The organism is Ruminococcus flavefaciens ND2009, assembly GCF_000621785.1.
Classification (GTDB): Bacteria; Bacillota; Clostridia; order Oscillospirales; family Ruminococcaceae; genus Ruminococcus; species Ruminococcus flavefaciens_C.
This window is the reverse complement of the sequence record NZ_KK211346.1, coordinates 387387-401465: the sequence shown is the minus strand read 5'-3', so window position 1 is coordinate 401465 and position 14079 is coordinate 387387. Positions and strand designations below refer to the sequence as shown.

Genomic DNA, 14079 nt, shown 5'->3' with positions numbered 1-14079 from the left:
TGTATATATGTGTTATAATATAAGTTGAACTTGCAGAAAAGGGGGCGTGAAAAATGTCAGACGTAAAAGAGATACTTCACCAGATACTGAATGATGAGAAGCTTCTTAAAAGCCGCGCTTTCCGCGACAAGATATACACTGATGAACCTATAATACGTACTGCGTCGCAGATCCCACGCCCCAGAACTCCGGAAAAGATAAAGGAAATGAAGGGGCTTGCCTTCACTCCCGAAGCTTACTGGAAGACCTCTGCCTGGCTGTTTTACACTCAGGGCAAATTCATGGAGGACTTCGATGACGTTTACGATTATAAAGAGGATTTTGTCAAGTATTATCCTTCATACCGTGATATGACTACCGAACAGCTAAGAGGCTATTTCTCCTGGCGTTCAAAAATACGTAAAGGAAATATCGAAAAGGCTCCTGCCCCCTTTGTTTACATATACCTCTATGAACTGATAAACTGTATCGGTTATGAAGAACCTGTCGACTGCTTTAATATGTTCATAAGCTTCTGCAAAGATTATTCCGTAATAGACGAAAGCATTACAAAATACACCGATATGTGGCTAAGAGATTTTATAGTTTATTATGGTCTGGACAGCTCTCTTGCAGATGATTTAGCGGACATACAATATGATAAACTGCTGCTCACTCTCATACACTGGGACAAACACAGCGACGAGGAGCTCTTCGCCGCTATTGACGCTCTTTCTGCATACCAGCTGAAAAAGTCACTTTTCTTTGCTGCCTGCCCCGACGATATGAAGGAAGTAACGGTAAGGAGCTTCAGAAAGCTCTCGGAGTTCTTCCGTGATAAGCGAAAGAACTCGCTCTGTGACAAGCTCTTCGGAAGTATAGTTGAGTGCTCATACAATATGTTCGCCTCGTCCATATTCTATGACAGACGATCTCTCAGGGACTGTGAATATACACTCAATGAAATACATTCCTTTACCTGTAAGAGCGGAAAATGGAAATGCCGAAAATACTATGGAAACCGCGGCAGAAACGGACATCTCGGAGACCTGGTCAAGGCTGTGGACAGTCTGATGCGCGATAAAAACGACTTCAAGCACAAAATAAGCTATACAGGAGTTTCAAAGGCTGCCGTAAAGATAATTCAGTCAGAGATAGACAGCCTCTATGAAGAAAAACGCCGTGCTGAAGCTTCAAGGATAGAGATCGACTTTTCCAAACTCGCCTGCATACGCAAAGCTGCTGACAGCACCCGCGAAAAACTGCTTGTAGACGAAAACGAATATCCTGATGTTACGCCTTTGCCCGAGCAAACTGTTGTTGAAAAGGAAGAGATACACGAAAATACAGATGATAGTCCCCTTGATAATGACGAAAGCTTGTTTATAAAAGCACTGCTGTACGGCAGAGATGTTGATGCTGCCGCTAAAAGCTGCGGTAAAATGGTGTCGATACTCGCCGACAGCATAAATGAGAAGCTGTTTGATACTTTCGGAGATACTGTTATAGACTTCTCTGCCGACAGACCTGAGCTTATTGAGGATTACACAGATGAACTTAGGGAAATGTTCCCGGATAATAAGGAGTAAAACTATGAAGATACCCAAAAGAATAGCCTCCGCAGTTATAAACTCGCTAAAAGGCGGAGTTGTGCCGCGTACAGGTCTGCCATATATAACCGTAGGCCGTGAAAACGAGATAGACGCTCTTCTACACGATGTGGATATTATCGCCGACGGCGGTGCAGCTTTCCGCTTTATCTCGGGTAAATACGGAAGCGGTAAGAGCTTTCTGCTGCAAACTATAAGAAGTCATGTTATGGACAGGAACTTCGTCGTAGTGGACGCCGATCTATCTCCCGAAAGGCGCCTTCAGGGCACAAAGGGACAGGGACTTGCCACGTACAAGGAGCTTATCCGCAATATGTCCACAAAAACACGTCCAGACGGCGGAGCGCTTACCCTTATCCTCGACAGATGGATAAGCGGAGTACAGGCGGAAACTGCCGCAGAAACAGGTCTTTCTCCCGACTCTGTCGAGTTCGGAAAGGCTGTAGAAAAAAAGATATATGAAGTTATAAATGCTCTGAACGAAATGGTCCATGGCTTTGACTTTGCCAAGCTCCTTACCATATACTACCGCGCGTCCTCAGAGGGCAATGATGAGGATAAAGCAAAGGTAGTGAAATGGTTCCGCGGCGAATATGTCAACAAGACCGAGGCTAAGTCTGAGCTGGGAGTCAATATCGTCATAAGCGATGACGACTGGTACGAATATATCAAGCTATTTGCCATGTTCCTTAAAATGGCAGGTTACAGCGGTCTTCTTGTACTCATCGATGAGCTTGTTAACATTTACAAGATACCGAACAGCATCACAAGGCAGTATAACTATGAAAAGATACTGACAATGTACAATGATACCCTTCAGGGCAAGGCAAAGTATATGGGTATCATAATGGGCGGAACTCCTCAGTGTATCGAGGATACACGACGCGGCGTCTACAGCTATGAGGCTCTCCGCTCCCGACTGGCTGAAGGACGCTTCGGACGTGAAGGCGTCAAGGATATGCTGGCTCCTGTTATTCATCTCATTCCCCTTACCTATGAGGAAATGCTGGTGCTGACGGAAAAGCTTGCCGATATTCACGCACAGCTCTTTGACTACGCTCAGAAAATAACTCAGGAAGATATGGTACATTTTATTCAGCTGGAATTTTCCCGAATAGGCTCTGACAGCCATATCACGCCCCGCGAGGTCATACGTGACTTTATTGAGCTGCTGGACATCGTTTACCAGAATCCGCAGATAAATGTCAGCGAGTTCATTGCCTCCGACTCAATGGCTCATGTGAAGCCTTCTGTTGGTCAGAACGACCAGACCAATGAAGAATTTGCTGAGTTTGAAATATAAGGATCTGTATTATGAGTATTTTTGACAGATATGCGCCCTTCATACAGGACTTCATTTACCGTAATAACTGGGAGTCTCTGCGCGCTATACAAGCTGCGGCAGGCGATGCGATTTTCAATACGGACGAGAATGTACTGCTGACTGCTTCAACTGCTTCGGGAAAGACTGAAGCTGCCTTCTTCCCTATCCTCACACTGTTCAGCGAGGATATGCCCATGAGCATTGGCGCTATATACATCGGCCCTCTGAAAGCTCTTATAAACGACCAGTTCATGCGTCTCAATGAGCTTTGCGAGGAGGCGCATATTCCCGTTTGGCACTGGCACGGTGATGTTGCCCAGTCCCACAAGAGCAGAATGCTGAAAAATCCATCGGGCATACTCCAGATAACCCCCGAGTCTCTTGAGGCTATGCTACTTCGCAAGCACGCACTGATACCAAAGCTTTTCGGTGACCTCAGGTTCATTGTCATCGACGAGATACACTCCCTTATGCGGGGTGACCGCGGAGGTCAGACGATCTGCCTTATCGAGAGACTTTGCAGAATGGCAGGTGTAAATCCGCGAAGGATAGGTCTATCCGCTACGATTGGCGATCCCACAGCCGCAGGTGAGTTTCTCTCCTATGGTACAGGCAGAGGAACTGTTATCCCCAGAATAGAAAATAAAGGCGTAAAATGGCGTCTCTCCATGGAACACTTTTACATAAGCCAGCAAAATCAGCCTGATGAAAAGGAAAATTCGGAAGCACTGCCGGTTCTTGATGCTAAAACGGATACTGCTCCCGAACACGCAGACCCGGGCATGGGGTATATCTTCGAGCACACAAGAGGGAAAAAATGCCTTGTTTTCGTCAATTCACGGGAGGAGTGCGAGGCGGTGACAACTACACTGCGCTCCTACTGCGAGGCTAATCATGAACGTGACAGGTTCCTGATACATCACGGAAACCTTTCAGCTGCTTACCGCGAGACTGCCGAGGAAGCCATGAAGGACGAGGACACCTTTATGACCACCTGTACTACGGCTACACTTGAGCTTGGAATAGATATAGGCAGACTGGAACGTGCTTTTCAGATCGATGCTCCTTTTACTGTATCATCATTTCTGCAAAGAATGGGACGCACCGGCAGACGCGACCTTCCGCCAGAGATGTGGTTCGTTATACGTGAGGAGCTTCCGGAACCGCGTTCAATGCTACCCGAAACAATACCGTGGAAGCTGATACAGGGTATCGCTCTTATTCAGGTATATCTGGAGGAGCGCTGGGTTGAGCCGCCGAAGCTTGACCGACTTCCATTCAGTCTGCTCTATCATCAGACCATGAGCACTCTTGCTTCCTGTGGTGAGCTCTCCCCTGCTGCACTGGCTTCAAAGGTACTCTCGCTGAAATACTTCCACAGGATAACTCAGGAGGACTATAAAGTACTTCTGAGACATCTTCTTGAAAATGACCATATACAGCGTACTGAAGAAGGCGGTCTCATTGTCGGACTTGCAGGAGAAAGTATTGTTAACAGCTTCAAGTTTTACGCGGTATTCCAGGAAAACGAAGAATACACCGTGCGCTGGGGCTCTCAGGAGCTTGGCACTATCGTTATGCCGCCTCCTAAAGGCGAAAAGATCGCTATTGCAGGTCATGTGTGGATAGTTGAAGAAGTGGACCACAAAAGACGGCTTGTTTACTGCGAACAGATAAAAGGAAAAGTCCCCGCATATTTCGGAGACTGTCCCGGAGATATAAACACCAAGATCATAATGCGTATGCAGCAGGTACTCAGAGAGGATAAAAAGTACCCATATCTTATGAAAAATGCTGTTGCAAGACTGGCTCAGGCTCGTATGACTGCTCAGAACTCAGGTGTCATAGATCAGCCGCTCATCTGTCTTGGCGGAAATATGTGGTGCCTGTTCCCGTGGCTGGGTACATACGCATTCTTCGCCATGGAGCGTTTCCTGAAGCTGAAATGCGGAGACAGACTCGGACTAAGGGGCATGGACTCCTGCCGCCCCTACTATATACAGTTCACTATGAAGGTGTCACCGCAAGAATTCTTTGCCGTTCTTCTTGAGGAAGCACAGAAAGAATTTGATCCTCTTGATCTTGTATATCAGGGCGAAGTCCCCGTATTTGAGAAGTATGATGAGTTTCTCCCCCCGGAGCTTGTAAAAAAAGGTTTCGCCTATGGAATACTCAATATTGAGGAAATGAAGTCACGAATACTTGGCTGGAAAGAATTAATATATTAATCGCAAAATATGTCTTGATTTTTCAGCTAAAAAGTGATATAATATTAAGCACAAAAATGACAAAGGATAAAGGTAGGATGTATTATGAAAATTCAGCAGCTTGAATATGTAATCGCTGTTGCCAGAGAAGGTAGTATCACTAAGGCAGCAAAAAAACTGTATCAGGCACAGCCTAATATCAGTATCGCTCTTAAGGAGCTCGAAGCTTCTCTCGGCATACAGATCTTCAACCGCTCTCCCAATGGCATGATCCTTACTCCCGAGGGAGAAGAATTCCTTGCAAGAGCCCAGACTATCGTTGACGAAATGCAAAGCCTTGAAAGAGACTATGCTCAGACTCCCGAGAATGAACTCAAACTCAAGGTCGCAGCTGCTCGTTCCACCTACGCAACATCTGCAATGGGTAAGCTCATCAGCGACTATTCCGAAAGGACAGACAAGATAGAGGTACACGTTATGGAGACAAGTACCGCCAAGGTCATGGAAGATATTTGCGCAGGTAAGTATGATATTGGCTTCATCAGGATCCCCAGCACTTATGCAGACATGATCGAAAGCCGTCTCAAGGCACGTAACCTTGTTGGTCGCACTGTAATGGAGTTCCCCCTCCAGATAGTCATGGGTATGAATCACCCTCTTGCAAAATATGAGGATATCCCCTATGAGCTTCTCTTCGATTATCCTGAGATAATCCACGGTGATGACGAGCCTGAGATGATGAGGAGAGCCTCCATCAATCAGGACTATGATGACAAGCGCTCCACAAAGCGTATCTTTATCTATGACAGAGGTACACAGGTAAGTATGCTCAAGACTGTCAAGAACTCCTATATGTGGGTACCTCCCATGTCTCAGAAGGTATTGAAGTACAACGACCTTGTAACAAGAAAATGTTCATACGCAAATAATCTCAACAGAGATATGATAATCTATCGTAAAGCAAGCGAAAACAGCACACTCATCGCTGACTGTATCAGAGCAGTTTACGAGTATGCTGATAAGGTTGAAGGACTTGAAATATAATTATACCCCGATCAGACGGCTTTCCGTCTTTGATCGGGGCTTTTTTTGGCGAAAAAAAGAATGAGAGCCATTAGGGGGGAGGTTCTCATTCTTAATAAGGGGATATGAGATTGTCATTTATGAAAGAATGACTTTCCATAAATTATTATAGCATAAGGTGCTATTTAATGCAAATATAAAAATTTAATTCCTTTATATGTATTATTTATTATCGATTATTTAAGTAAGCAATTTACATTTCATTAATATTTACTTCGATTTTTCTTCATAATGTCAGCTTCGGGTAATTGTAACTGTCTTTGTTATCACAAAGCCTGCACTTTCATATAGCTGCACTGCTCTGTTGTTCCATTGTGCTGCATTGAGAGTTATAGGCTTATCAGTATAGCTTCGTATATAGTTTATCGCCCACAACAGAAGCTTCTTTCCAAATCCCCTGCCCTGATACGCCCGATCAACTATCAGATCATCTATCTCAGCGCCGAAGCAGCCTACGCTGCCTATGATCGTATTGCCATCGAATAAAAGATATATGTGTTCTGCTTTATCTATCAGCTGTTCTATACCATTATAAAAATTATATGGCTTTACATCAAGCGCCTTCCTCATTTCATAGAAGCATTCGTTGTATATTTGCTCATACTGTGGATAATATTCCTCGCTGAATCGGATAAGACTTATATCAGGCGGTGCTGATGCTTCTCCGCTGTATTCCATTTCATATACATTAAAGCTTTTCATCATTCTCTCCGTAAATAGTAGTGTTGTATCAATTATACATTATAAATCATACCAAGTCAACAAAAAAGCCATAGTGTTCCTTTATAACGAAACACTATGGCTTATTTTCGTAATAATAGCTTAGTCAGCCATGAATACCTCAAATGCCTTGAATGCCATGTAGGTATCTACCTTTGAAACTATCTCATAGGGGGCGTGCATCGAGAGCACGGGTACTCCCAGGTCTATAGTATCAACATTGAGGTTTGCGATGTATGCAGCAACTGTACCGCCGCCGCCTTCATCTACCTTGCCAAGCTCGCCTGTCTGCCAGATAACGTCCTTTGCGTCCATAAGGCGTCTGATACGTCCTGTAAACTCTGCGGAAGCGTCAGATGTGCCTGCCTTGCCTCTTGCACCTGTGTACTTGGTAACAACTACACCGTGATTGATGTATGCGCTGTTGTTGCGCTCATTTACTTCAGGGAATGTGGGGTCATAAGCTGCGTTTACATCTGCGGAAAGGCACTCGGAAGCCGAGAGGACTGTTCTTGCATCTGAGCCGAGAGCCTCTGCAATATCGGCTACAAAATACTCAAGGTATGAAGAACGGAGTCCTGTGTTTCCGTCGCTGCCTGTCTCCTCCTTATCGGTAAGGACAGTAACTACGGTATGCTTGGGCTTTTTACACTCAGCTGTTGCCATAAGTGCTGTGTATGCGCACACTTTGTCATCATGACCGTATGCGCCGATCATGCTTCTGTCAAAGCCGATGTCCTTTGCCTTGAACGCAGGAACTGCCTCAAGCTCTGAGGAAATGAAGTCTGCCTCAGTGATACCGTACTTCTCAAAAAGAATGTTCATGATAGCAAGCTTTACGGAACCGCTTTCCTCATCGTCCTTAAAGGGACGGGAACCGATAACGATATTGAGCTGCTCGCCTGTTATACCCTTGCCCATTGGCTTCTGCATCTGTGCAGCAGCAAGATGAGGAAGAAGATCTGTAACTACGAATACAGGATCCTTTTCGTCCTCGCCGATATTTACGGAAATGCTTGTTCCGTCAGCCTTGATGATCACACCGTGGAGAGCAAGAGGGATAGTAGTCCATTGATACTTCTTGATACCGCCATAATAATGGGTCTTGAAAAGAGCCATCTCAGTGTCCTCATAAAGAGGATTCTGTTTCAGGTCAAGTCTGGGTGAGTCGATGTGAGCTGCGCAGAGCCTTACTCCCTCTGTTATGGGAGCAGTACCGATTATAGCTGCAAGAACAGCCTTGCCGCGGTTATTGCGGTAGATCTTGTCTCCTGCCTTCAGCTTCATACCTTCCTTGTATTCTACAAAGCCCTTCTTCTTGAGAAGGTCGATAGAATAAATAACTGCTTCACGCTCGATCTTCGCCTTGTTCATGAAGTCCTTGTAGCCCTCGCAGAACTTGTCGCAAGCCTTGAGGTCCTTGTCAGAAATGCGGTGATAAGCGTTTTTACGCTGCATAAGGAGCTTTTCTTTGAGCTTCTTTGCTGAGTCCTTTTTTTCTGCCATTAATTGTATTCTCCTTTCGCAGAAAATTAATAGTCAACGCCATAGATACTCCGACGTTGACTATAGATATTGATTTATAGCACAGCCATATCGGCTGAGTTGCTGCACTGGACGGGTGTCTGCTTGCTTTTGAAGAGTTCCCTGATCTTTCCCGAAACTTCCCATGAGATACCGTTTACAGTATCTAGATCTCCGTTGTTGTGGATTATGTAATCCGAGTGACTGATGAAAAACTCCTCATTGAGCTGGGAATTCATTCTTTTTCTTGCCTGATCTGCGGTTAGACCGTCACGGGAGATGATACGCTTTTCACGTATATCAGCATCAGCAAGAACAGATATGATTATCTCGCAGAAATCATCGGCTCTGCTCTCAAAAAGAGTGGGAGCGTCAAGAAGTATGAGCTTCTCCCCCTTCATGGAGTGAACTCTGATCTGACGAAGGATCTCGCCTGTGATATAAGGATATGAGATAGTATTGAGCATTTCAAGCTTTGACTTGTCAGAGAAAACGATGCCTGCAAGAGCCTTACGGTTAAGAGTACCGTCCTCGTTGATGACCTGAGAGCCGAAGAAATCAGCTATCTCATCGAGACATTTTGTGCCCTTTTCAACAATTTTTCTCGCCACCTGATCGGCGTCGATGACAGCAAAGCCGTTGGAGGCAAATATCTTTGAGACTGTGCTCTTGCCTGCCCCTGTCTGACCTGTAAGTCCGACGACCATGACTCCGTTGAGACTGTTCATATCCTTATCACCTCGAATCCTGCCGCCCTTATGAGGCGGTTATATACTGCAAGTCCTACTCCCTCGGGACTGGGAGCGCGGACATAGACCTTCTCTGCACCTATGTCATCAAGCTCGCGGAGGCGCTGGAATAGCAGATGTGCCTGCTCGGAGCTGTCTTTGCCGTAGGTCATATATCTGTAAGGGAAATTATCCCTGTCAGTGTCAAAAATCAGGGAATACACACCATCACCACAGTGCTCGCCAACATAGGAAATAAAGCTGCTAAGGCTGCCTTCTACCATGATTATATCGGCTCTGGGCGAATAGTGCTTGTACTTCATACCCGGAGAAGCTGCCTTCTGTCCTGCTTCAAGCTCGTGAAGGATCGCATGGTCGATAATGACCTCGTCGCAGATCTCGGAAAGCATCTCCTTGGTGACACAGCCCGGACGGAGTATCCTGACGGTATTTTCACTCTCAATGGAGATCACCGTAGATTCCACGCCGAATTCCGAGCTTCCGCCATCAACTACAGCCGCAATCTTTCCGTTCATGTCACGCATAACGTGAGAAGCTGAGGTAGGGCTGGGGTAGCCTGAGGTATTAGCTGACGGAGCTGCAATGGGACAGCCTGAGAGTTCGATTATCCTGTGCATTACAGGGTGTGAAGGAACTCTTATTCCGACGGTGTCGAGTCCCCCAGAGGTTATCATGGGGATCCTGTCATTCTTTGGAAGCACCATTGTCAGCGGTCCGGGACAAAATCTCTCCGCAAGCTTATAGGCAAGCTCTGGGATCGAACTTGTATATTTCACAGCCTGAGAAAAATCAGCCAGATGCACTATGAGCGGATTGTCGGCAGGTCTGCCTTTGGCTCGGAATACCATAGCCACAGCCTCCTCATTGGAAGCATCGGCTCCGAGACCATAGACAGTCTCAGTAGGTATGCCTACTATTTCGCCGCTTTTTATAAACTCAGCAGCCTTTATAAGATCTGATTCCCTGTCGCTAAGTAAAACTGTATCCATAAAAACTACGCTTCCTGATTTGCGAGCTTGGCAGCCTGATCGGCAGTAGCAAGCGCATCAAATACTTCATCAAGATTTCCGTTAAGGATATCCTCGAGTCTGTATATAGTCAGACCGATACGGTGATCCGTAAGACGTCCCTGCGGATAATTGTAAGTCCTGATCCTCTCGGAGCGGTCTCCTGTACCGACCTGCATTTTTCTCTCCGATGCGATCTTAGCGTCGTGCTCCTCCTGCATAGCTTCGTAGATCCTTGAGCGCAGAATTTTCATTGCTTTATCTTTGTTCTTATGCTGGCTTCTTTCGTCCTGACACTCCACCACAACATTGGTGGGCAGATATGTTATTCTTACAGCGGACTCTGTTTTATTTATATGCTGTCCGCCTGCACCGCTTGCGCGGAAATAGTCTATTTTCAGATCCGTGGGATTTATTTCAAGCTCGACCTCGTCTGCTTCGACAAGGACTGCCACGGTAACTGTCGAGGTGTGGATGCGTCCCTGAGACTCAGTCTCGGGAACGCGCTGTACACGGTGGACACCACTCTCATATTTAAGGCGGGAATATGCGCCCTCGCCCTCAATAGAGAAGCAGATCTCCTTGAAACCGCCCAGCTCGGTAGGATTGGCGCTGAGCACCTCCTGCTTCCAGCCGTTGGCTTCCGCATACATTGTATACATACGGTACAGTGAATTTGCAAAGAGAGAAGCCTCCTCGCCGCCTGCGCCGCCTCTTATCTCAATTATAACGTTCTTATCATCGTTGGGATCCTTGGGAAGGAGCAGCACTTTAAGCTCCTGAGTCGTGCTCTCTATGGACTCTCTTGACTCATCGTACTCAGCCTGAGCCATTTCCTTGAAGTCCTTGTCCAGTCCGCCGCCTTCCAGAAGCTCCTTTGCTTCTTCAAAGGACGCCTGTGCCTTTTTATATTCCCTGTATTTTTCGATGATAGGTGTAAGATTTTTGAACTCCTTCATAAGCTGTGCATACAGCTTATTGTCGCTGATGACTTCTGGATCAGCAAGCCTTTCGCTTATCTCGTTATACTTCTGCTCCATTAATGCAAGCTTTTCAAACATTCAGTATTCTCCTTAATGCTAAAAATATTACAAAAGACGTTGCAGTAAGCTAACCCTCATCAGCGTGTTTTACGTTTCGGATACTCTTCTCTATCTTATTGCGGGCAACCATGAATTCTCTTGCACACTTCATACATCTGAGCCTGAAGTCCATTCCCGAACGGATCACAAACATTTTGTTTCCGCCGCAGGGATGATTTTTTTTCATAGTAAGCACATCACCCGGTCTGATATCCAAAGCAGTATCCCCCTTCCGCAAAAAATGAAAAATCGTACATTCTTCATTATACCCTAAATACGCTCTCAAATCAATATTTTAGGAGTATATTTTTTTCATTTTGGTGAAAAATAATAAAAACTCCCAGTCAAACATATTGAACACATACAAAAAACCAGAAAGGAAATCAAAGTTATGTTATCAAGAGTTACCGCTGAATTTGAAACTCCCGAGCTTGCGGAGTACGCAATGAAGAGAATAAGGGAAAGCGTGGACTATGTGTATTCGGCTAAAATGATCTATAACAGGTTCTCAGAACGTGCAGAACGTATAGGCAGAAGTACAACATTTACTGTCATCCCCACTTATTATAACACTCATACTAACTTCCTGACCTCGGTAATTGAGTCCCCGGCGTCAAAGGACATTATCCCCGAGCCTGCAAGAAACAGAAAGACCACTACCTGCATAATATGTGGAAGTGCTGCTGTTGACAACGTCATCGCATTTCTAAATGCTATGGGCGGACTTAATATAAGGTTCGCACAGTAGAATATCCTTCACCTCCTGTGCATATAATCAACTACAAAGTTTTTATAATTACGGAGGTATAAATATGGATCACAGACCTGAAGGCTGCATTTTTGAAAGTATAGCAAATCAGAGGCTCATATCCACATACGAAGGTCTTGCCGAAGCTATGGAGAAGGGTATTATTCTTGAGGCGAAAGCTGTACTTTGCACAAGCTCCCATGACCTCATCGTTGATCTTCCCTGCGCAAAAGGCATTATACCGCGCGAGGAAGGCGCCATTGGCGTAAAGGAAGGAAACACCCGTGATATTGCTCTTATATCACGGGTGAATAAAATCGTCTGCTTCAAGGTCAAGGAGCTCGCTCTCGGAAATGATGACGAACTTATTGCTGTATTATCCAGAAAAGACGCTCAGCTTCAATGTATAGACAAATACATATCCAAGCTCTCACCTGGTGATATAATAGAAGCACGAGTCACTCACCTTGAGCAGTTCGGAAGCTTCGTGGATATTGGCTGCGGCGTGCCCTCTCTTATCCCGATAGATGTAATGTCAGTTTCACGAATATCCCACCCATCCGACCGTTTTACTGCCGGTCAGCTGATCAAAGCCGTAGTTACAAAAAACGAAAACGGCAGGATATTCCTTTCCCACAAGGAACTGCTCGGCACATGGGAGGAAAATGCACGTCAGTTCAGGACTGGAGAAACAGTGCCGGGAATAGTTCGTTCAATTGAAGATTATGGAGTCTTTGTTGAGCTTGCCCCCAATCTTGCAGGTTTGGCGGAACCCAAAGAAGGCATAAAGGCAGGGCAGAGCGTCAGTGTCTACATTAAGGCGATAATACCGGATAAGATGAAGATAAAGCTGATAATCGTTGACGTTTGCGGAGAAAGCTCCGAACCGCTTCCTATAAAATACTTTATAGATGACGACAAAATATGTCTCTGGCAATACTCCACTGCATCATCCGGCAAAAACATAAAAACCGTCTTCTGATAAAAAATGCACCTGATATACTCAGGTGCATTATATTTATTATACTCAGAATGCGATCTGCTCTGCAATATGGTGGAGCTTCTCGTCATAAGGCTTATGCATCGACAGAGCCTCCTGTATATCGTAATCAACGATCTTGCTGTCCTTGATACCAACAACTCTGTTGCCGATACCCTGCTCAAGGAGTTCAACTGCATAGTAGCCCATTCTTGTAGCTTCAACTCTGTCTCTTACTGTAGGTGAGCCGCCGCGCTGAACGTGACCAAGGATAGTTGCTCTTGCCTCGATACCTGTCTTCTCCTGAAGAGCAGTAGCGATCTCCTGTGAGTGACCAACGCTCTCAGCAACGATAACAACAAAGTTCTGCTTGCCCTTAGCCTTCTTAGCCAGCATTGTATTTGCAATAGCATTGATGTCGTAAGGAACTTCCTTTGTAATAATATCTGTAGCTCCGCAGGCAATACCTGTATTTACAGCGATGTGACCTGCTCCGCGTCCCATTACCTCAACAACTGAGATCCTGTCATGGGACTGAGATGTATCACGAAGCTTGTCAACAAGCTCCATAGCTGTGTTCATAGCTGTATCAAATCCGATGGTATAATCTGTGCAGGCAATATCGTTGTCGATAGTACCGGGAAGACCGATACAGAGAACTCCCTGTGCCGAAAGGTCAGCAGCTCCTCTGAATGAACCGTCGCCGCCGATAACTACGAGACCCTCGATACCAAGCTCATCGCACTTAGCCTTGCCCTTTGCAACGCCTTCCATGGTCCTGAACTCGGGGCATCTTGCTGTATAAAGAACAGTACCGCCTGTGTGGATAATATCAGAAACGCTTCTCTCGTCCATCTTGATGATGTCGCCGTTGATAAGTCCAACATAACCTCTGCGGATTCCGTAGACCTCCATGCCCTTGCTGAGAGCTGTTCTTACAACTGCTCTGACTGCGGCATTCATTCCCGGAGCGTCTCCTCCGCTTGTTAAGACACCGATTTTCTTGATCATACATATTCTCCATTCTGCGCTTGGCATATATTGTTGAACCCGCAGTTTTGCTGCGG

General features: G+C 45.7%; 13 protein-coding genes. 6 read left to right on the top strand and 7 right to left on the bottom strand.

What is annotated here, in order from left to right:
• The first annotated feature begins 53 nt into the window (after window positions 1–53).
• The 4 genes from T488_RS0108645 to T488_RS0108630 all read left to right on the top strand — a co-directional run bounded on the left by T488_RS0108645 (window position 54) and on the right by T488_RS0108630 (window position 6164).
• The gene (locus T488_RS0108645; RefSeq protein ID WP_028520430.1) at window positions 54–1568 is read left to right on the top strand and encodes a TerB N-terminal domain-containing protein; all 1515 of its coding nucleotides are present in this window, start codon (window positions 54–56) and stop codon (window positions 1566–1568) included.
• Between the two features lie 4 nt (window positions 1569–1572).
• On the top strand, window positions 1573–2892 hold the full coding sequence (locus T488_RS0108640; protein WP_028520429.1) for an ATP-binding protein: 1320 nt from the start codon (window positions 1573–1575) through the stop codon (window positions 2890–2892).
• Between the two features lie 11 nt (window positions 2893–2903).
• Window positions 2904–5141, top strand: coding sequence for a DEAD/DEAH box helicase (locus tag T488_RS0108635; RefSeq protein WP_028520428.1), 2238 nt, complete (start codon window positions 2904–2906; stop codon window positions 5139–5141).
• 84 nt (window positions 5142–5225) lie between these two features.
• Window positions 5226–6164, top strand: a complete 939-nt coding sequence (locus T488_RS0108630; RefSeq protein ID WP_028520427.1) for a LysR family transcriptional regulator — start codon at window positions 5226–5228, stop codon at window positions 6162–6164.
• Window positions 6165–6437: 273 nt separating this feature from the next.
• Here T488_RS0108630 and T488_RS0108625 read toward each other — a convergent pair whose 3' ends face one another.
• The 6 genes from T488_RS0108625 to T488_RS0108600 form a co-directional block, all read right to left on the bottom strand.
• Window positions 6438–6908 carry a GNAT family N-acetyltransferase gene (locus T488_RS0108625; protein ID WP_155267189.1) on the bottom strand — a complete coding sequence of 157 codons (471 nt, stop codon included), beginning with the start codon at window positions 6906–6908 and terminating at the stop codon, window positions 6438–6440.
• Window positions 6909–7025: 117 nt separating this feature from the next.
• Window positions 7026–8429 (bottom strand): aminopeptidase, encoded by a 1404-nt coding sequence (locus T488_RS0108620; protein WP_051536403.1) that lies wholly within the window; start codon window positions 8427–8429, stop codon window positions 7026–7028.
• Window positions 8430–8503: 74 nt separating this feature from the next.
• On the bottom strand, window positions 8504–9175 hold the full coding sequence (gene coaE, locus T488_RS17475) for a dephospho-CoA kinase (protein ID WP_051536402.1): 672 nt from the start codon (window positions 9173–9175) through the stop codon (window positions 8504–8506).
• Window positions 9172–10185, bottom strand: a complete 1014-nt coding sequence (locus T488_RS0108610; RefSeq protein WP_028520424.1) for an L-threonylcarbamoyladenylate synthase — start codon at window positions 10183–10185, stop codon at window positions 9172–9174. Before T488_RS0108610 ends, coaE begins: the two co-directional genes overlap by 4 nt.
• 5 nt (window positions 10186–10190) lie before the next feature.
• Window positions 10191–11264: a peptide chain release factor 1 gene (gene prfA / locus T488_RS0108605; RefSeq protein WP_028520423.1), complete on the bottom strand. Its 1074-nt coding sequence runs from the start codon at window positions 11262–11264 to the stop codon at window positions 10191–10193.
• 49 nt (window positions 11265–11313) lie between these two features.
• The gene (locus tag T488_RS0108600; RefSeq protein WP_028520422.1) at window positions 11314–11502 is read right to left on the bottom strand and encodes a DUF951 domain-containing protein; all 189 of its coding nucleotides are present in this window, start codon (window positions 11500–11502) and stop codon (window positions 11314–11316) included.
• A 174-nt stretch (window positions 11503–11676) separates the two neighbouring features.
• Here T488_RS0108600 and T488_RS0108595 point away from each other — a divergent pair, with 174 nt between their 5' ends.
• Together T488_RS0108595 and T488_RS0108590 are read left to right on the top strand one after the other, a co-directional pair.
• Window positions 11677–12033, top strand: coding sequence for a hypothetical protein (locus T488_RS0108595; protein ID WP_028520421.1), 357 nt, complete (start codon window positions 11677–11679; stop codon window positions 12031–12033).
• Window positions 12034–12097: 64 nt separating this feature from the next.
• Window positions 12098–13015, top strand: a complete 918-nt coding sequence (locus T488_RS0108590) for a S1 RNA-binding domain-containing protein (protein ID WP_028520420.1) — start codon at window positions 12098–12100, stop codon at window positions 13013–13015.
• A gap of 45 nt (window positions 13016–13060) precedes the next feature.
• Here the strand turns inward: T488_RS0108590 and pfkA are convergent, their stop codons facing one another.
• Window positions 13061–14023 carry a 6-phosphofructokinase gene (gene pfkA / locus T488_RS0108585; RefSeq protein ID WP_028520419.1) on the bottom strand — a complete coding sequence of 321 codons (963 nt, stop codon included), beginning with the start codon at window positions 14021–14023 and terminating at the stop codon, window positions 13061–13063.
• Window positions 14024–14079: the final 56 nt, after the last annotated feature.

Bases quoted from the DNA above. Each gene is read 5' to 3' on its own strand.
- T488_RS0108645 (WP_028520430.1), top strand. From the start codon at position 54: ATGTCAGACGTAAAAGAGATACTTCACCAGATACTGAATGATGAGAAG.
- T488_RS0108640 (WP_028520429.1), top strand. From the start codon at position 1,573: ATGAAGATACCCAAAAGAATAGCCTCCGCAGTTATAAACTCGCTAAAA.
- T488_RS0108635 (WP_028520428.1), top strand. From the start codon at position 2,904: ATGAGTATTTTTGACAGATATGCGCCCTTCATACAGGACTTCATTTAC.
- T488_RS0108630 (WP_028520427.1), top strand. From the start codon at position 5,226: ATGAAAATTCAGCAGCTTGAATATGTAATCGCTGTTGCCAGAGAAGGT.
- T488_RS0108625 (WP_155267189.1), bottom strand. From the start codon at position 6,908: ATGATGAAAAGCTTTAATGTATATGAAATGGAATACAGCGGAGAAGCA.
- T488_RS0108620 (WP_051536403.1), bottom strand. From the start codon at position 8,429: ATGGCAGAAAAAAAGGACTCAGCAAAGAAGCTCAAAGAAAAGCTCCTT.
- coaE (WP_051536402.1), bottom strand. From the start codon at position 9,175: ATGAACAGTCTCAACGGAGTCATGGTCGTCGGACTTACAGGTCAGACA.
- T488_RS0108610 (WP_028520424.1), bottom strand. From the start codon at position 10,185: ATGGATACAGTTTTACTTAGCGACAGGGAATCAGATCTTATAAAGGCT.
- prfA (WP_028520423.1), bottom strand. From the start codon at position 11,264: ATGTTTGAAAAGCTTGCATTAATGGAGCAGAAGTATAACGAGATAAGC.
- T488_RS0108595 (WP_028520421.1), top strand. From the start codon at position 11,677: ATGTTATCAAGAGTTACCGCTGAATTTGAAACTCCCGAGCTTGCGGAG.
- T488_RS0108590 (WP_028520420.1), top strand. From the start codon at position 12,098: ATGGATCACAGACCTGAAGGCTGCATTTTTGAAAGTATAGCAAATCAG.
- pfkA (WP_028520419.1), bottom strand. From the start codon at position 14,023: ATGATCAAGAAAATCGGTGTCTTAACAAGCGGAGGAGACGCTCCGGGA.